17 protein-coding genes are annotated in these 18,992 nt (G+C 37.1%); 11 read left to right on the top strand and 6 right to left on the bottom strand.

What is annotated here, in order from left to right; genetic code table 11:
• The first annotated feature begins 2 nt into the window (after positions 1–2).
• From fusA to NK356_RS24235, 7 genes are all read left to right on the top strand, one after another.
• Complete coding sequence (gene fusA / locus NK356_RS04515) at positions 3–2,120, top strand: elongation factor G (RefSeq protein ID WP_253316330.1); 2,118 nt, start codon at positions 3–5, stop codon at positions 2,118–2,120.
• Between the two features lie 16 nt (positions 2,121–2,136).
• On the top strand, positions 2,137–2,442 hold the full coding sequence (gene rpsJ / locus NK356_RS04510; RefSeq protein WP_002661363.1) for a 30S ribosomal protein S10: 306 nt from the start codon (positions 2,137–2,139) through the stop codon (positions 2,440–2,442).
• A gap of 258 nt (positions 2,443–2,700) precedes the next feature.
• A complete protein-coding gene (locus tag NK356_RS04505; protein WP_034694657.1) occupies positions 2,701–3,546 on the top strand; it encodes a carbonic anhydrase family protein in 846 nt (281 codons plus the stop codon).
• A 255-nt stretch (positions 3,547–3,801) separates the two neighbouring features.
• Positions 3,802–6,057, top strand: coding sequence for a TonB-dependent siderophore receptor (locus tag NK356_RS04500; RefSeq protein WP_034694831.1), 2,256 nt, complete (start codon positions 3,802–3,804; stop codon positions 6,055–6,057).
• Positions 6,058–6,070: 13 nt separating this feature from the next.
• Positions 6,071–6,358 (top strand): hypothetical protein, encoded by a 288-nt coding sequence (locus NK356_RS04495; RefSeq protein WP_034694658.1) that lies wholly within the window; start codon positions 6,071–6,073, stop codon positions 6,356–6,358.
• A gap of 133 nt (positions 6,359–6,491) precedes the next feature.
• Positions 6,492–6,992 (top strand): low affinity iron permease family protein, encoded by a 501-nt coding sequence (locus NK356_RS04490; RefSeq protein WP_034694659.1) that lies wholly within the window; start codon positions 6,492–6,494, stop codon positions 6,990–6,992.
• A 330-nt stretch (positions 6,993–7,322) separates the two neighbouring features.
• On the top strand, positions 7,323–7,454 hold the full coding sequence (locus tag NK356_RS24235; protein ID WP_156106415.1) for a hypothetical protein: 132 nt from the start codon (positions 7,323–7,325) through the stop codon (positions 7,452–7,454).
• A gap of 2,360 nt (positions 7,455–9,814) precedes the next feature.
• On the opposite strand, the gene NK356_RS04480 is transcribed toward NK356_RS24235, so the two are convergent.
• From NK356_RS04480 to NK356_RS04455, 6 genes are all read right to left on the bottom strand, one after another.
• Complete coding sequence (locus tag NK356_RS04480) at positions 9,815–10,792, bottom strand: hypothetical protein (RefSeq protein WP_034694661.1); 978 nt, start codon at positions 10,790–10,792, stop codon at positions 9,815–9,817.
• A 248-nt stretch (positions 10,793–11,040) separates the two neighbouring features.
• Positions 11,041–11,463: a hypothetical protein gene (locus NK356_RS04475; protein ID WP_034694664.1), complete on the bottom strand. Its 423-nt coding sequence runs from the start codon at positions 11,461–11,463 to the stop codon at positions 11,041–11,043.
• A gap of 171 nt (positions 11,464–11,634) precedes the next feature.
• Positions 11,635–12,447 (bottom strand): hypothetical protein, encoded by an 813-nt coding sequence (locus NK356_RS04470; protein WP_034694666.1) that lies wholly within the window; start codon positions 12,445–12,447, stop codon positions 11,635–11,637.
• Between the two features lie 5 nt (positions 12,448–12,452).
• A complete protein-coding gene (locus NK356_RS04465) occupies positions 12,453–13,184 on the bottom strand; it encodes an MIP/aquaporin family protein (protein ID WP_034694667.1) in 732 nt (243 codons plus the stop codon).
• A gap of 23 nt (positions 13,185–13,207) precedes the next feature.
• The gene (glpK, locus tag NK356_RS04460; RefSeq protein ID WP_034694668.1) at positions 13,208–14,704 is read right to left on the bottom strand and encodes a glycerol kinase GlpK; all 1,497 of its coding nucleotides are present in this window, start codon (positions 14,702–14,704) and stop codon (positions 13,208–13,210) included.
• Between the two features lie 10 nt (positions 14,705–14,714).
• Positions 14,715–16,313, bottom strand: coding sequence for a glycerol-3-phosphate dehydrogenase/oxidase (locus NK356_RS04455; RefSeq protein ID WP_034694669.1), 1,599 nt, complete (start codon positions 16,311–16,313; stop codon positions 14,715–14,717).
• Positions 16,314–16,429: 116 nt separating this feature from the next.
• On the opposite strand from NK356_RS04455, the gene NK356_RS04450 reads away from it, so the two are divergent.
• From NK356_RS04450 to rplW, 4 genes are all read left to right on the top strand, one after another.
• Positions 16,430–17,194 carry a DeoR/GlpR family DNA-binding transcription regulator gene (locus NK356_RS04450; RefSeq protein WP_034694834.1) on the top strand — a complete coding sequence of 255 codons (765 nt, stop codon included), beginning with the start codon at positions 16,430–16,432 and terminating at the stop codon, positions 17,192–17,194.
• A gap of 249 nt (positions 17,195–17,443) precedes the next feature.
• Positions 17,444–18,067 carry a 50S ribosomal protein L3 gene (gene rplC / locus NK356_RS04445; protein ID WP_034694671.1) on the top strand — a complete coding sequence of 208 codons (624 nt, stop codon included), beginning with the start codon at positions 17,444–17,446 and terminating at the stop codon, positions 18,065–18,067.
• Positions 18,058–18,687: a 50S ribosomal protein L4 gene (rplD, locus tag NK356_RS04440; protein ID WP_034694672.1), complete on the top strand. Its 630-nt coding sequence runs from the start codon at positions 18,058–18,060 to the stop codon at positions 18,685–18,687. The genes rplC and rplD overlap by 10 nt, the downstream gene beginning before the upstream one ends.
• Before the next feature lie 3 nt (positions 18,688–18,690).
• On the top strand, positions 18,691–18,981 hold the full coding sequence (rplW, locus tag NK356_RS04435) for a 50S ribosomal protein L23 (RefSeq protein WP_002983204.1): 291 nt from the start codon (positions 18,691–18,693) through the stop codon (positions 18,979–18,981).
• Positions 18,982–18,992 lie beyond the last annotated feature (11 nt).

The following is an 18,992-nucleotide window of genomic DNA, read 5'->3' as shown; positions in this document are numbered from 1 at the left end:
AAATGGGAAGAGATCTTAAATTTACAAGAAATATTGGTATCGCTGCTCACATTGATGCAGGTAAGACTACCACTACAGAAAGGATTCTATTCTATACAGGGGTAAACCACAAAATTGGAGAGGTTCACGATGGTGCTTCTACAATGGACTGGATGGAGCAGGAAGCAGAAAGAGGTATTACTATTACTTCTGCAGCTACCACTTGTTCTTGGAACTTTCCAACAGATCAGGGAAAACCTCTAGCTGATACTAAGCCTTACCACTTCAACATCATTGATACACCGGGACACGTTGACTTCACAGTAGAGGTAAACAGATCTTTAAGAGTATTGGATGGATTGGTATTCTTATTCTCTGCAGTAGATGGAGTAGAGCCTCAGTCTGAAACAAACTGGAGACTTGCTGACAACTACAAAGTTGCAAGAATGGGATTCGTAAACAAAATGGACAGACAAGGTGCTGACTTCCTTAACGTGGTAAACCAGGTTAAAGAAATGTTAGGATCTAACGCAGTTCCAATCGTTTTACCAATCGGTGCTGAAGAAGATTTCAAAGGTGTTGTTGACTTAATTAAAAACAGAGCGATCATCTGGGATGAAGCAGGACAAGGAGCTACTTTTGAAGTAGTGCCAATTCCTGAAGATATGAAAGATGAAGTTCTTGAATATAGAGAGAAACTAGTAGAAGCTGTTTCTGAATATGACGAAACTTTGATGGAGAAATTCTTCGAAGATCCGGATTCAATTACAGAAGAAGAAATCAATGCTGCATTGAGAGCTGCTACTATCGATTTATCTATTATCCCAATGACTTGTGGTTCTTCATTCAAGAATAAAGGAGTACAGTTTATGTTGGATGCAGTATGTAAATACCTTCCTTCTCCATTGGATAAAGATGATATCAAAGGTACTGACCCAAGAACTGATGCTGAGATCACAAGAAAACCATCTGTAGATGAGCCTTTCTCTGCATTAGCATTTAAGATTGCTACTGACCCGTTCGTGGGAAGATTAGCATTCTTCAGAGCTTACTCTGGAAGACTAGATGCAGGTTCTTATATCTTGAACACTCGTTCAGGAGATAAAGAAAGAATCTCTAGAATCTATCAGATGCACGCTAACAAGCAAAATCCAGTAGAATATATTGAAGCTGGAGATATTGGTGCAGCAGTTGGATTCAAGTCTATCAAAACTGGTGATACTATGTGTGATGAGAAAAACCCGATCATTCTTGAATCGATGGTTTTCCCTGATCCGGTAATTGGTATCGCTGTTGAGCCTAAAACTAAAGCTGACCAGGATAAAATGGGTAACGCTCTAGCTAAATTGGCTGAAGAAGATCCTACGTTTACTGTTAGAACTGACGAAGCTTCTGGACAAACGATTATCTCTGGTATGGGTGAGCTTCACTTAGATATCATTGTTGACCGTATGAAGAGAGAGTTCAAAGTTGAAGTAAACCAAGGACAACCTCAGGTAGAGTACAAAGAAAACTTAACAAAAGTTGCTCAACACAGAGAAGTTTACAAAAAACAATCTGGTGGTAAAGGTAAATTTGCTGACATTGTATTTGAACTAGGACCTGCAGACGAAGGTAAAGTTGGTTTAGAATTCATCAATGAGATCAAAGGTGGTAACGTTCCTAGAGAATTTGTTCCTGCCATTGAAAAAGGATTTAAAGCTGCAATGAAGAACGGTCCATTGGCTGGTTTTGAAGTTGAAGGTATTAAAGTTACTCTTAAAGATGGATCTTTCCACGCAGTGGATTCTGATGCTCTTTCATTTGAAATGGCTGCTAAATTAGGATTTAAAGAAGCGGGACGTGCTGCTAAGCCAGTAATTATGGAGCCTATTATGAAACTGGAAGTTGTAACTCCGGAAGAATATATGGGTAACATCATTGGTGACCTTAACAAAAGAAGAGGTACTATCAGTGGTCAGGAAGAGAAAAACGGTGCTGTTGTAATCAAAGGTTCTGTTCCACTTTCTGAAATGTTTGGATACGTAACTACTCTAAGAACACTTTCATCAGGAAGAGCTACTTCTTCTATGGAATTAGAGAAGTACCAAGCTACTCCACAAAACGTTGCTGAAGATATCATAGCTAAAGCAAAAGGTTAATTTTTAAATTAAAGAAATGTCACAAAGAATCAGAATAAAACTAAAATCTTACGATTACAACTTGGTAGACAAGTCTGCTGAGAAAATCGTAAAAACGGTAAAGGCTACTGGTGCTGTTGTAAACGGTCCAATTCCATTGCCAACGAATAAGAGAATCTTCACAGTGTTGAGATCTCCGCACGTAAACAAGAAAGCAAGAGAGCAGTTCCAATTATCAGCTCACAAGAGACTAATGGATATCTACTCTTCTTCTTCTAAAACTGTTGATGCTCTAATGAAATTAGAACTTCCTTCAGGAGTAGACGTTGAAATTAAAGTGTGATAAATGCATACTTTGCAATGATTATACAATCCGTTCCTTTTTTAGGGACGGATTTTTTGCTTTAATAAGCTTCCATGAATCAATAATTTATTTATTCTTGTTTTTCTTAATCAAATCCAATTTTAGTATTAAAATCTTTTACCACTTTATGATATTTTAATTTCGATTAAAATTCAATTAAAAATTGATTGTAATAATTGACAGATTTAAAATCTAATTAAATTTGTTTCATAAACACAATAATTAATTTTAATACAAATGATCGAAAAAAAAGAGACATGGGGTTTAATACCTAATGTAAAAAAAGCTGTAGCATTGTTAGGACTTGTTCCTGTAATCTTAATGACTTCGTGCCAGAGCGATAAGGATGAAAGCTCTAATGAACTTACGGCTTATCCTTCCAGCCTTATCAGTACGCCTATTGTAACATCTAATTTCTCTGTAGCTATTGCAGAATCGCAGACTCCCGTCAATATTCAACCATCATCTGCAATTACCTTTCACAGCAGTGATCCTGCCATTCATTACGGAGCGATTACTCTGAACTCCGTTGTCAATTATGCAGGAGAATATCTTAAAATAAATGTTGCAGGAGCCGATAATCAAAACAATTATATTACGGTTGGCGGCAAAAAATACAATTTAGCAAGCTTTCATTTCCACCACAGCAGCGAACATACGATCGACGGTAAATACAGCACAATGGAAATTCATTTCGTAAATGTAGCTTCAGATAATTCATACGCTGTTTTAGGTGTCATGGTTGATCTCGGAAACGCAAATACATCACTTCAAAGTTTGTTTTCGCAATCTCCTGCTGTAAATAATGGGGTCAGTTCCTCGAATACTGTATTTAATATCGCCAGCTTATTACCAGACAATACGCGGGAATATTATACGTACAGCGGTTCTTTAACGACTCCTAATTTCGGATCACATTCTGCAATTACTAACGGCGGTCCTGTAACCTGGTTTGTTTTCAAAAACAAGCAGCAATTATCAACCGCTAACTTTAATAATTATAAATCGATCTACACAGAGCCTAATTTTAGGGCGATTCAACCTTTAAATGGAAGAAAGGTTTATGTAAATCCGGGATTTTAATATATTAATCAATGAAATAAGAAAAGCAGATTGGCAAACCGCAAATCTGCTTTTTTTTGAATTGTGTTTCCTGTAATCATAAAACACCTTGGAAGGATAACCCTTAATGATACTATGGATCTGTTTGGAGATTACAAGGGGTCGCTGGGTATGATTAATGATCTGATATTAATAGTTCTTTTTTGGGTGACATATGTCACTCTTGTTTATTTATTTAGAATGAATAAAAATAATAATTTTGCAAAAAATTATCAGATGAATAAAGTAGTATCCTTTTCTCTGCTATTATTGGGTGGGGTTCTTGCCAATGCGCAGAAAGTAAATGATTCAGTAAAACACAAGAAAATTGAAGAAGTAGAACTATTTGGTGAGAAAAAGAAACAACCGCAAGGTCTTGATGCCATTACAAGATTGCCTTTGAAAACCAGAGATCAGATTCAAAGTATTTCAATAATCTCCCATAAAGCTATCGAAGAATTAGGAGCACTTACAGTCACTGATGTTGCCAAAAACGTTCCAGGGGTAACCTTGTTTTCAAGTTATGGAGGAGGAAACGAAAGTATGTCCATCAGAGGATATCGTGGAGTTCCCGTATTGAAAAACGGTGTTCAGCTGGATTCAGATTTCCGTACTGCAGGGATGATCACAGATATGCAGGGTGTAGAAAGTATTCAGGTTATTAAAGGATCTGCTGCTATTGGCCAGGGAATTGGAAATGGCTTGGGATCTGCAGGAGGAGTTATTAATGTTGTAACAAAAAGGCCTCAGTTTATTGATCAGACTAATGTAGGTTTCCGTTATGGAAGTTGGGATTTTTACAGACCTACAGTAGATTTCCAGAGAGTATTGGATTCTCAGGGAAAAGTAGCAGTAAGATTCAACGGAGCATACCAGAATAATAATTCATTCAGAAGCAACGTACAAGGAGAAAGAATCTATGTAAATCCATCTATTGCTTTTCGTCCGGATGATAAGACATTAATCAATGTGGAAATGGATTATCTTCATGATAAAAGAACACCGGACAGAGGAACAATCAACCTTGCTCCGGGAACAGTTGAAGCATTATATCATATGCCAAAAGGGAAGTTTTTAGGATATGCATCTGATTATTCAAAAACAGAAACTTTCAACTTTGCTACTACAATTGTACGTAACCTTACAGATAAATTAAAAGTAAGAGCAGCTTTTGTTAATTCCGTAAGCAATACAGATTCTGAAGCTTCTTCTGTATCATTGCCTGCAGGGGAAACCAACTATAATATCAGACAGCGTACCATAGGAAAATCACAAGGTGAAGATATCAATAAAGTATTACAGTTAGACTTCATCGGAGAGCAGATAAAAACAGGATTTATTAACCATACCTTCCAGGTTGGTTTTGATTGGAGAGAAACAGAAACATCATCTACAACTTACGGAGCTTATAAAAATTCAATTGCACCCGGTAATTTAATTACTGCGCGTGATACAAAAATTGATAATATAACTTATGCAGCCAATCCACTGGATATTTTTGACGTAGTGAACGGAAGTATTCCCAATCAACTTCCTGTAAATGTTATTTATAAAAATCTTGGAAGATCAAACGCTGTTTTAACTCCAAGTATCGGGGCAATGGCTCAGGATGTAATGACGATCGGGAAATATGTGAAAGCTCATGTAGGACTTCGTTACAGCAGATTAAATGGTTCTACTAATGAATCTGTAGATACATGGAATCCTAATTTCGGATTAATTGTTTCTCCGCTTCCGAACGTGAACGTATTTGGATCATATACCACTACTACATCTTTAAGATCTTCTAACAATTTCCTTTTAGACGGTGGAAGAGTAGGGCCGTCTATGACTAAACAATGGGAAGCAGGTATTAAATCAGACTGGTTCAATGAGCGCCTAAGATTTAATGTAACAGTGTTTGATATTAAAACTGATCACCTTTCCTTCACAATTCTTGATGAAAACTATAACCCTGTCGTGATCAATAAGCAGACGATGTATGGCCTTGCGGGTAATCTTAGAAGAAAAGGAGTTGAAGTAGAATTGATCGGAAGAATCCTTCCAAACCTTCAGGTGATGTCAGGATGGGCTTATCTGGATGCTCAATATCAGGACAGTCCGGCTTATATGAATGGTTCAGCACCTATGAATGCTCCTAAACATACAGCAAACGGATGGTTGAATTATAAATTCAATAAAGGTACTTTATCAGGACTTGATGTCGGTGCAGGAATTTACTATGTAGGAAAAAGACCAGTTGATGAATGGACTCAGAAAACATTTACTGCAGGTCACCTGAACAGTGTGAAGCCTGGAGATAAGCCTTTTGATATGCCAGAATACACTACAGTAGATGCTCAGGTAGGATACGCAATGAAAAATGGAATGGGAATAAGAGTATTCTTTAATAATATTTTTGATAGTGTAGGGTACAGCTCTTATTTCAGAGGCGGGTACATTGATCAGATTCAGCCGAGAAACTTTGCTGTACAGGTAAACTATAAATTCTAACTCAAAAGATATTATGAAAATCACCAGAACAGTATTCTTATCATTGGTTGCCGTAGCTGGTTTAGCTTCATGTTCCGAAGAGCATTTGTCTGATGAAGAACTGAAAACAGCCAGAGAAAATATTGAAAAAAGTTACAATAATCCTAAAAGCATATACTCTTGGGGGAATATTTCTCCCTGGAAGGATCATGGGAATAACACATTTTATCCAAAACCTTTTTCATCTGCTCAAATCGGAAAGAGTATGATAGCAGAAGAAAAACAAAACCTTGAAAACCGTTTTTCAGGAAAAATCAAATAATATATTTCACACATTCATATCAATTTTAATTAGAAAACATTAAGACAGAGTATTGTCTTAATGTTTTTTGTTTGTATTTATTATTCCTGATTCCTGTTAATTTTATACATTTATTATTCTAAAAACAAAAGCTATGAGTCATAAAGATCATCATATTTTTGAGAAATTTTCAAACTGGGCTGTGAAATTTACTGGAAGTCCGTATGCTTTTATAGGAGCTTTTCTTATTGTAGTAGTATGGGCAGTTTCAGGACCTTTTTTTGACTATTCCGAAACCTGGCAGTTGGTAATCAATACTGGCACTACCATCATTACTTTTCTGATGGTATTCCTGATTCAGAAAGCTCAGAACAAAGATTCCAAAGCCATACAGATCAAACTCAATGAACTTATTGCGGCTCACGAAAAAGCAAGCAACCGTATTGTGGATATTGAAGACTTGACGGAAGCAGAATTGGACCAGCTTCACATCTATTATGAAAAACTGGGGCAGCTTGCCAAAAAGGATGCAGATATTCATACTTCTCATTCCATTGATGCAGCACAAAGAAATCAGGATTATAAGTACGAATTCTTTAAAAGAAAACATGAAGAATGGATACTGAAGCAGGAACAAAAAAAGGGATCGAATTGATCCCTTTTTATTGTTTTTAAAACTCTTATCTCATAAAATAGTTGAAATAACTACAGCTTCCCATTAAGTTTTTCGTTGTTTCAGTATCAGAATACTGAGCTTTCAACTGAGCAAAATAGGTTCTGTATTTCTGGTTTTTAAGATTGTCCATTTCCTTTTGTCTGGCATCTTCTTTTTCAGACCACTTCGGATCAGAATAATCGAAATCTTTTGGCGCTTTGGCTTCATACTGGTAATACTTGCCCTGTTCAGCACTTGCCATCTGGAATAAGATTCTTGCTTTTTCCTCTTTATTATTGGAAAGCTTAAGTGCTTTTTGATAATAGTTGATTGACAGGTCAAAATTATCAGGTTCAATATAAGAAGTATCAAGGAAGTTTTTGTAATAATACTTGTAAGGATTCTTTTGATTGGTATTCCAGAAGTCATATTTGCCTCCATTGGTGTTGTCGATATCCATAACAAACAATTGACGGTAATATCCTAAAATAGAAGTATTGTATAATAAGTTTCCGATCAGTTGATTGGCTTTTGCTGCTTTTTCACCGGTTCCGTTTCCAATCTTTTTCAGTTGAATCAATACATCTGCCAATTCAAGTTTGTCCATGCTTGTTTTAATGAAGGGGAAATCAGTATAGTTTTCTGCTTTCATACTTTCCGTATCAGGACTTCCGAAACTTTCCCACACATTATGTCCGAAGACAAGATTTGAAATATTTTTAAACCCGTTGTATTCTGCAGGAGCATATTGTTTTGGAGTAATGGTCTGACCATTCTTTTCTGTCCATTCATAATTTTGTCTAGGAATTCCGGCAAAGCTTTTTGCTTTTTCATAATAAGATTTCGCCTTTTCAAAGTCGGCAAGCCTCATTGCTCTGTCACCATAAATGGTACTGAAGAAGGCATCAATATTGCCTACGCTATCCATATTTTTGGCGATAATCTGCTGTTCAAACTGGGTTTTATTTGGCTTTCTGTAAAACTCTTCCACGCTTTTTACCAAACTGGAATTCGGGTTATATTGAAGATCCGAAAGTTTATTGTTCATCAGGAATGATTTTCCGTCCTCTCCCTGAAGGAAATAACGGTTTGCAATAACATCTTTAAGGAAGTCTGCAGTAGAAGGTACTTCACCATAATAATCGAAATTATCAGTAGTGGCTGTATCTTTTTCTACTTTTTTCTCTACAAAGTATTCTGCATAATCTTTCATCAGATGGTCTTCGTAGTCTGCATCAATTTTCGGCTGAGAAACAATGTCATTCAGAACTTTCATTCTTTTGATTTCCTCCAGATATTCCGGATTGGTAGTCTTGATGTCGTTCAGAATTTCAGAACTTTCTTTATAGTCTTTCTTTAAAAACTTAAGATAAGCATCTGCAATCTGCCAGTACTCATCTTTAGATTTTTCTTTTGTTTTGTCTGTGAATTTTTCCAGGTCATTAAGGAAATCCTGTGTCTTCTCATCGTAATAATAGCCCGTTCTGTTGTAGAATGGAATTCTGTCCGGATTGCTGAACAGCTCATCATCACTTTGATCAGCTTTAGCATTATCACCTGTTTTATCAGATTTGGAACCTCCGAAAAGATTTTTAAAGAACCTTACAATTTTCTGCCAGAAAGAAAGCTTTTCTTCCTTTACTTCCGTCTTTGTTTGATCTGTAGATTGAGCTTTTGCGGAATTATCCGTTGAATTTTCTTTTGCTTCTGCTTTTTGAGCCTCTGAAGTATAATAATAAGTAGGTAGATAGCTTCTTTCAAGCTCATTGATACTTCTGGCGGCCATTACCTTCAGAATCTCAGAATCAGGATTGATTTCATACATCTTTTCCATCATTGGAATAGGATTGTTGAAATCTTCATACCCTAAAAGAAAATAAGCCATATTCTTTTCCTCATTCGTATTGGCTCTTTTCATAATGTTGCTGAAAGAGGCAGTGTCTGAAAGCTTCATAGAAACAAATGCAGATTCCTTACGGTCTTTGCTGTTCATGAATACCTGGAAAAAATTCCAGTTGGCATCACTGTTCATTTCCATTCCTCTTTGTGCTCCTGCCAATTGGTCCAGAGACATGAAGTAGACTGTTCCTTTTAGTTTGATGGGAGCAACATATGTTTTGAAAGCCTGTACTGCAGAACCATAATTTCTTGTATAATGATTCAGACGTACCAGCTGATATCCGTAACGTTGTTTGATTTCAGGATTTCTCGCTGCGTTGTATAAAGAGGTTAAAGCAGCGATCGTTTTATTGTAATCAAGAGCAGTAGCATTTTTTCTGTTGGCATCTCTGTCGTAATAGAATGAGTTTTCACTTTCTATATAATTGATGCTCATATAAGGCTCAAGATATTTGGCTTCAATCAAATAATCAATGCCTTCCTTATATTTTTGGTAAAATCCTGTACCCAGTTTTTGTAAAAGAGGGTTGGTTGGATTTCCGTTCTTTAAAGCATTCAGATCGTTCATGCTGATCTTATACACGAGATTCTGAGTTTCAGAATAGCTCAGCTGATTGTTGAAGAACCTTTTCCAAGTTTCCACATTGTCATCAGGAATCAATGCTGAGTTATATCCTCCATAAAATCTGCTTGAATAATTATGTAGAAAAGGAAGGTAAGCCTTGTCCTTGATGATGGTTTGCGTAAAAAGGTTGAAGTAATCATAATCAGGATCTGACCACGCACAGGCGTCAGATTGTGTATAGAAAAGTGATACAACCGCAAGTGAAAGAATATACTTTTTCATAGGGTGTGTAGTGTTTTTTTAGTTTTAATATTGTATGATGGTTGGTTCAGGCAAGTATGCCTCTATCTTTAAAAGATTAAAATTTCCGGTCTAACACAAATTTACTATCTAATTGATAATAAATAATATTAAAATGCGGGATTTTTTTCTGTAAAAACGCAATGACATCGTTAAGCTGTTCTTCGGAGATTTCTTCTACCTTTATTTTAAAGCCTTTGTTTAAATAACTTCCAAAGTAGAATCCGTCTTTCATGACTTCAACTTCGTGATCTGAAATCTTTTTAAAATTGGAGTTTTCCAGATCTCTTTTTGATAAGGCATTAATGAGTTTATGTTTTCCTAAATGGTTGGTAACAATCCCCCACGAATAAATTGGAAGTGCCACTTCAACATTTTTGATAGGGTAATCTTCCATTTTTGAAAGATAGCTTTTCAGAATATTCACATCCAGAATAGAATTCTTATCAGATTTTTCCAGAGGTGATGAAGTGGAGTAGCACATCAGATATACCTTTTCCACAGGAGGAATTCCGGTCTGCTTTTTATCTTTCACCTGGTGAAGGCGAAGCGTACAGGTAATTTCTTTTCCTGAAACTTTTTTGAGCGCTTTCAGAAATTTAAAATAATCATTCCTTGTTCCGGCAGTCCAGTCACAATCGATTTGAATTTCATTATTGGTGTTAAGATGGTATTCTTCTGCTTTCTTTTGAATTAAAAGATGAATGCTTTCTGCCAGAAATCGGATCTCTTCTGCTGAGATACCCAACAAGGTCTGATTAGTAATGAAAACTGTAGGAACAATCTGTTTGTCTGTCTGAAAACTCTGATCCTTGGTGATTACTGCAACAGGTTGAAATTTCCCATTCACCTTATCTACATCAAAGAATCTGGTGTACAAATAAGGAATCGTAGCTTTATCCAGTGCTTTCCTTTCTGCATTGTCAAGCTTCAGTTTGGTTTTCCAGTAATAAAACGTGTAAGGATGATTCTCTTTTCTACTGCATGATACAGTAAGAAAGAGAAGAAATAGAAATAAAAATTTTAAATGCTTCATTGGTGTAAATCACCCTTCAAAATTAAAGATATTTTGGCAGAATATAAACCGTAAAATCCCGGTGATTGGAGATTAAAGGCAAGAAGCAAAAGAATATCGTATTTATGCATTATGATTTCTACAATTGTAGTAGATTGTATAACTATTCCCCTCCTCCGGAGGGGTGGCAAATTTATAATTTGACGGGGTGGTTCCCAACAACAAGAAAACCACCCCTGATGGAATGGCTTTCTCTATATATTATTGTACTACTTAAAAAATTCGCTTTCGCAGGTACAGGTTTCTTTTTTGATGCTGTCAGAAGATGAGCAGCAGCCTTCAAGATTCTTAACATTTCCTTTTTCATCGGTAAGGTAAATTTTTTCTTTATCGAATTTCACGAAAAACGTTTCTTCAAATTTTTTAAAAACTACTTTCATTACCTTATTGGGTGCGTATTTACCAACATTGATTTCTTCTGATGTTTCTTCTCCGCTGGCCTGATTCACCTGGACGTATCCAAAATGTACATCACCATTATTTTTGAGATCCAGATAATAATGAGGAGTACCTGTGCCACTATATCCTTTCATGATATCAAAAGCTCTGTATCCAATAAAAGGAAGCTCTGTCTGCTGTGCCCACGTAAAAATACTGATGCACAGGATCATTACACTGAAAAACTTTTTCATAGATATTTTTTTCAAAAGTAAAGATTTTTAAGCAAAACAGCTACCGTAAAAAAACGGTTATTGTATTTTAGAATAACTGTTGAATAATAAAATAGACTATCTTTTAATTATAGTATCATGACAAAGCCACCCCAAAAGGAGTGGCTTCTCTATAATTGAGTTAAAGTCGGATTAAAAAACAGTTGCTGCAAGCTGAATCCTTGCAAACTTATTGGATGGGTTCCACATCGCCATCATGGTTACAGGAAGACTGTAATGATCGGTAATCTTAACAACCTTTCCAGCTTTTACCCCTACATTTACGATGTCAAAGCTGTTTTGGCCATTGCCATACAAAAATGTTTTGTCGTTAAGAGCGAATCCGGCTCCTACAAATGCATCCAGATTGACTTTCTGTCCCTTAATAACAGGATAGCTTGCCTGTACATAGGTAGAATATCTGTTCTTTTTGTAACTTCCGTCAGCTTCCAGAATAACTTCTCCTGCATTGGCTCCTCCATAAAGCATAATGTCAGCTTCAATATTAATCGGGAAGGATGGTCCGAAAGTATAGTTGGTCCTTAAATCAATAATATGAGCAGTTCTTCTCTGTGAATAGCTGAAGATATCATCAGCAGCTACTGCAGTATTGATGTTTCGGGAGTTGTAAAGATCCCATAGCCCAATATAAAAACGTCCGTCAGAATATTGAATATAATAATTGATCTCTTTATAATGAGTGTTGTCTTTATCATCCGCCAGTGCAGATGCTCCCCAGATTCCTACCTTCCATTTTTTCTCAGCATCCAGGGCATACGACAGATTTCCCATTACCACAGGTTTATCGGTGATAATAAGTCCTCTCCATAAGTGATTATTCTGAATGTTAGCTGTAAAATCAAGTCTTCCTTCTTTGGGTTCCTTGGTTTCAGCAGTTTCCTGTGAAAATAGCTTTCCTGTTCCTAAAACAAGAAAGAAGATTCCTTTTAAGATTTTTCTCATCATGTGCCTTATTTTAAAAATCCATATAAAACAGCTGCGATAATAGCTCCTGTTACAGGACCTACTACAGGAATCCATGCATAGCTCCAGTCACTGCTGCCCTTTACAGGTAAGATTGCATGCATAATTCTTGGTGCAAGATCTCTTGCCGGGTTAATAGCATAGCCTGTAGTTCCACCAAGAGATAGGCCTATTGCCCACACTACAAACGTAACAGGAATTGCTCCAATAGAACCTAATCCTACTTTGGCTGTTGGATCTGCCTGTAAAGAAATACTTGGGTCTGCAAAATAGAATACACAGAATACCAGTACAAATGTTCCGATAATCTCACTGATCAGATTGGAAGATGTTTTTCTGATAGCCGGACCTGTACTGAAACATGCTAGTTTTGCTCCTTCATCTTCCGTAATGGCAAAATGATCTTTATGAAACAGCCATACTAAAAATGCACCTAACATTCCTCCAATCATTTGGGCTGCAATATAAGAGGGAACCAGGTCCCATGAAAATTTTCCTGCTGTCGCAAGACCAATGGTCACAGCCGGATTCAGATGGGCCCCACTTATTGGCCCTGCAACGGTTACTCCCACAAATACGGCCAATGCCCATGCGGTAGTAATAACAATCCATCCGGAATTATTTCCTTTCGTATCTTTCAAGACAACATTGGCTACAACACCGTTGCCTAACAATATAAGAAGCATCGTTCCGATAACTTCTGCAATAAATGGGGTCATATAAGTTTTTTTTGATGAGTGAGTTAATCTTCAATCCAGCTTTGAGCGCTTTTTACAGCTTTCTTCCAGAAGTGGGTCATTTTATCCACTTGTTCTCTGTTTAATTGAGGGTGGAAGTCTTTGTCTACAATCCATTGTTCCTGGATTTCGTCTATGCTTTTCCAGTATCCTACTGCAAGTCCTGCAAGGTAGGCTGCTCCAAGAGCGGTAGTTTCCAATGTCTTTGGTCTTGTTATTTTAAATCCAAATAAGTCAGACTGGATCTGCATCAAAAGATCACTTGCTGAAGCTCCACCGTCTACTCTTAATTCAAGACTTGCTCTTCCGGAATCGGCTTCCATTGCTTTTACAATATCATAAACCTGAAAAGCAATTCCTTCCAATGTTGCTCTTGCGATGTGTGCATCAGTAGTTCCTCTGGTGATGCCTACAATCGTTCCACGGGCATACTGATCCCAGTAAGGAGCACCAAGGCCAGTTAATGCAGGGACAAAATAAACACCTCCATTATCTTCTACAGAAGCAGCCAGTTCATTCACCTGATCGGAAGAATGAATAAGCTTAAGACCGTCTCTTAGCCATTGGATAGCAGCACCTCCTACGAATACACTTCCTTCCAGAGCATAGTTCACTTCTCCATTGATTTTCCAGGCTACTGTTGTAAGTAGGTTGTTCTTAGAAGAAACAGCTTCTGTTCCTGTGTTCATTAATAAGAAGCATCCTGTTCCGTAAGTGTTTTTTACCATTCCCGGAGTAGTACACATCTGTCCGAATAAGGCAGCCTGTTGGTCACCTGCAATCCCTGCGATTGGAATTTTGGTAGAGAATAGGGTAGTAGCCGTTTCTCCATATATTTCACTGCTTTGTTTAACTTCAGGAAGAATGTTTTTAGGAATGTCAAATAATTCTAATAAATCATTATCCCATTCTAAAGTATGAATATTAAGAAGCATTGTTCTGCTGGCGTTGGAAACATCAGTGATAAACATTTTCCCACGAGTCAGTTTCCATACAAGCCATGTATCAACAGTTCCGAAACATAATTTCCCTTCTTCGGCTTTCTGTCTTGCTCCTTCTACATGATCAAGAATCCATTTTAATTTAGTTGCTGAAAAGTAAGCATCCAGAACCAGTCCTGTTTTTTCTTTGATCGTTTCTGCATGTCCCTGATCTTTCAGTTCGTCGCAGTATTTTGAAGTTCTTCGGTCCTGCCATACAATAGCATTGTAAATAGGTTCGCCGGTTTCCTTATCCCAAACAATGGTAGTTTCACGTTGGTTGGTAATTCCGATAGCGGCAACTTCCAGCCCGGAGATTCCTGCCTTTGCTATAATTTCTGCAGCAACAGAGATCTGTGAAGACCAGATTTCATTTGGATCATGCTCTACCCAGCCTGGGGTAGGAAATATTTGTCTGAAATCTTTTTGAGATACATATTCTATTTCTCCACTATGGTTGAAGAGAATCGCTCTGGAGGAAGTTGTTCCCTGATCTAGAGCGAGGATAAGTTTTTCATTCATGTATATAGTGCTAATTTAGGTTGATAACTTTAGGTGAGTAAGGCGTTAATAAATACCCTTTTGCTAATTCAATGAATTCATTTTCCTGCTGCTGAGCCCATTCTTCAGAATATCCTTTTTCTTCAGCAATGATTCTTGCTACATTATGTGCGCTGTCTATAGCAGCTCTGGCATCCAGGAATAATAAACGTACTCTTCTTGCCAGAATATCTTCTATGGTTTCTGCCATTTCAGCTCTTACAGCCCATACGATCTCTGCTACAGTGAAAGGGTGATCCGGATGGATCTTCTGAGCGTAACGCGGATTGCTTTGTTGCAATGCTTTGATAGCAGGAATATCAGATCCGTAAACATATAGGTGGTTGGTTCTGTCTACCTGTTCCGGTTTTACATTTCCATGGATAGAAAGGTGTTCCGTTTTAGACGGGCTATTTCCCAACCTGTGAACTTTCATTGCTTCGTCTACAGTGTCTTCTGCCATTTTACGGTAGGTAGTCCATTTTCCTCCGATAATAGAAACTAATCCGGTTTCTGAAGTAATAACTTTATGGCTTCTGGAAACCTCTTTGGTACTTTTGCTTCCGTCTTTAGGAGCAGCAAGCGGACGAAGACCTGCGAAAACTGATTTTACATCTTCACGCGTTGGCTTTTTAGCCAGATATTGTCTTGCTGTATTTAAAACAAAACTGATTTCTTCTTCCAGTGCACGAGGCTCAAAACTTTCGTCCTTTAAAAGAGTATCGGTAGTTCCTACCAAGGCTCTGTCATGCCATGGAACAACAAATAAAACCCTGCCGTCTGATGTTTTCGGAATCATGATGGCATCATCGCTTTTCAGGAAGGATTTATCCAGAACAAGGTGAATTCCCTGGCTTGGTACCACCAATTTACCATGCTTAGGGTTGTTCATGTTAAGAATATCATTTGTAAATACACCAGTTGCGTTGATTACTACTTTACCGTGTATCTGATATTGCTGTTTGGAAAACTGGTCTTCTGCCACTACACCTATTACTTTATCAGAAGCATCTTTCAAAAGATTGATCACTTTTACATAGTTGACAGCACTTCCACCTTTCTCAATGATTGTTTGGGTAAGGTTAATGGCAAGTCTGGCGTCGTCAAACTGTCCGTCCTGGTAAACAACACCGCTCATTAAGTGATTTTGTTCAATAGTAGGAAGCTTTTCAACTGTTTTCGCTTTGCTGATGTATTTCGTTTTACCCAGGCTTAATTTTCCCGCAAGGAAATCATAAACAGATAAACCTATCTTATAGTAGATTCCTCCCCACCATGTGTAGTTCGGAATAATGAAAGACTGATTTTTTACGATATGAGCTGCGTTCTTTGCTAAGAGTCCTCTTTCCTTTAATGCTTCTTTTACCAATCCGACATCTCCCTGAGCGAGATATCTAACTCCGCCGTGTACCAATTTGGTACTTCTGCTGGATGTTGCTTTTGCGAAGTCATGAGATTCAAGCAATAAAGTTTTGAATCCTCTGCTTACCGCATCTAATGCTGAACCTAAACCACTGGCTCCTCCTCCTATGACAATAAAGTCCCATTCTTTTACATTGGTTAACTTACTGAGTTCTTCGTTTCGTTTCATAAATGTTTCGTTTATGTTTCGTTTTCAAATATATAAATTAAAAATGAAAGCAAAAAGAAAATAAATGAAATTTTAAGATGTCGAAAAAAAACGGTAATTTTGATGAAACGAATAAAATGGAAAAGCTATTGCCAAGGCAGGATGAAATACTTAAAGAGCTTGACGAGAAAGGACATGTACTTGTTCAGGATCTGTGTGAAAAGCTCAATGTTTCTTCAGTTACGATTCGAAAGGATCTGAACTATCTCGAAAGCCTGGGGCTTCTTTTTAGAAATCACGGAGGAGCGAGTAAGCAGGTAAGATATGCTTATGAAAAAAATGTTGGGGAGAAAGAAAGCATCAATGTGGAAGCGAAACAGGCTATTGCCAAAGCAGCATTGTCATTGATTCAGGAAAACGACTGTATTATACTGGCGTCCGGAACAACAATGCATTATCTTGCCAGGATGCTGGTGAATTTTGGGCCACTTACGGTATTGACATCTTCTTTACGGGTGGCTATTGAGCTTTGTAATAATCCTAACATTAATATTATACAGTTGGGAGGCGAGGTGCGAAAAAGTTCTACTTCTATAGTGGGTTCTATTTCTGAAGGAATTCTAAAACAGTTTTCATGCAATAAACTTTTTCTTGGAGTAGATGGGATTGATGCTGAGTTTGGAATCAGTACTTCCAATGCTGCAGAAGCTCACCTGAATCAGATTATGATGGAGTGTGCGGATCAGACAGTAATTCTTGCAGATTCTTCCAAATTAAATAAGAAAGGATTTGGGAAGATTGCGGCTTTGGATCAGGTGGATTATCTTATTACGGATAATGGTATTTGTGCTGAAGACAGGGCTGGAATGGAAGAAGTGGGTGTGAAGGTGATGACTCAGTAAAGTCTTCATCTTAATTTCTTTTTAAAAATCAAAATAAATCTTTGGGAAATTGGTTTTGAATTTTTTCAAAATCATCTAATTGATTAAAAATCAAAATATTTTAGTTGAAATATTTGCCAGTTACAAAATTATTCATACATTTGCACACTCATTTTAGGGGCGTAGTATGCCTATATCAAAAGTAGAAATTACTTCAGACTTCCGAAAAATGGGGATAAATAAAGGATAAATTTTATTATAATATAAACAATGTCAGGTATTATTGGTAAAAAAATCGGTATGACGTCTTTGTTTAACGAAGAAGGAAAAAACATTCCTTGTACAGTTATTCAAGCTGGTCCATGCTCGATTTTACAGGTCAGAACCTTAGAAAACGACGGTTATACAGCTGTTCAGTTAGGTTTCGATGACAAGAGTGAGAAGAACGTTGGTAAAGCGTTAGCTGGCCATTTTAAAAAGGCTGGTTCTGCTCCTAAAGCTAAATTAGTAGAATTCCACGTAGGATTTGCTGATGCTAAAATAGGAGAAGAAGTAAAAGTTGATCTATTCGCTGAAGGTGAATATGTTGACGTAACAGGAACTTCAAAAGGTAAAGGCTTCCAGGGTGTTGTTAAGAGACACGGATTTGGAGGTGTAATGCAGGCAACTCATGGTCAGCACAACAGACTTAGAGCTCCAGGTTCTATCGGTGCTGGTTCAGACCCTTCAAGAGTATTCAAAGGGATGAGAATGGCTGGAAGAATGGGAGGTAAGCAGGTAACTGTTCAAAACCTTCAAGTGTTAAAAGTTGATCAAGAACAAAATCTTTTAGTAGTAAAAGGTGCTGTTCCGGGAGCTAAAAATTCTTATGTAATTATCAGAAAATGGAACTAGTAGTATTAAATACATCAGGAAAAGAGACCGGAAGAAAAGTAACTCTAGACGAAACAGTATTCGGAATTGAGCCAAATCAGCACGCGGTTTACTTAGAAGTTAAGCAGTATCTTGCTGCTCAAAGACAAGGTACTCATAAAGCAAAAGAAAGAAGCGAAATTACTGCTTCTACTAAAAAGCTTAAGAAGCAAAAAGGATCAGGATCTGCTAGATACGGGGATATCAAATCTCCAGTATTCAGAGGTGGAGGTAGAGTATTCGGACCAAAACCAAGAGACTACAGATTCAAATTGAACAAAGCTCTTAAGAGATTAGCTAAGAAATCTGTTTTATCTCAAAAAATGAGAGACAACAGCATTAAAGTTTTAGAAGATGTGAGCTTTGACGCTCCTAAGACTAAAGATTTCATCAATGTATTAAATGCATTGGAACTTAACGGTAAAAAATCTTTATTCGTTCTTCCTGAAGCTAACAAGAATGTGTATTTATCTTCAAGAAACTTACCTAAAACTAAAGTAATGAACTTCAACGAGATCAGTTCTTACGATTTAGTAAACGCTGGTGAGATTATTTTCTTCGAAGGTGCAGTTGAAAAATTCCAGGAAAATTTAAAGAAATAAATCATGTCAGTTATTATTAAACCAGTTATTTCAGAAAAGGCTAATTACCTTACAGATTTAAGAGGTTCTTATTCTTTCTTAGTTAACCCTAAGGCGAATAAAATCGAGATCAAAAAAGCTGTTGAAGCAGCTTACGGTGTAAAAGTAGCAGACGTTAACACAATGATTTATGCTCCGAAGGTTTCTTCAAAGTACACTAAAAAAGGTCTTCAAGTAGGAAAGACAAATAAATTGAAAAAAGCGGTAATCAAACTTGCTGAAGGTGAGGTTATCGATATTTTTGCTGTAAATTAATTATTAATTAT

Origin of the sequence: Chryseobacterium sp. S0630 (genome assembly GCF_024158915.1) — a bacterium.
Taxonomy (GTDB): Bacteria; Bacteroidota; Bacteroidia; order Flavobacteriales; family Weeksellaceae; genus Chryseobacterium.
The sequence above is the reverse complement of the archived record's forward strand: the minus strand, read 5'-3'. Positions and strand labels throughout refer to the sequence as shown.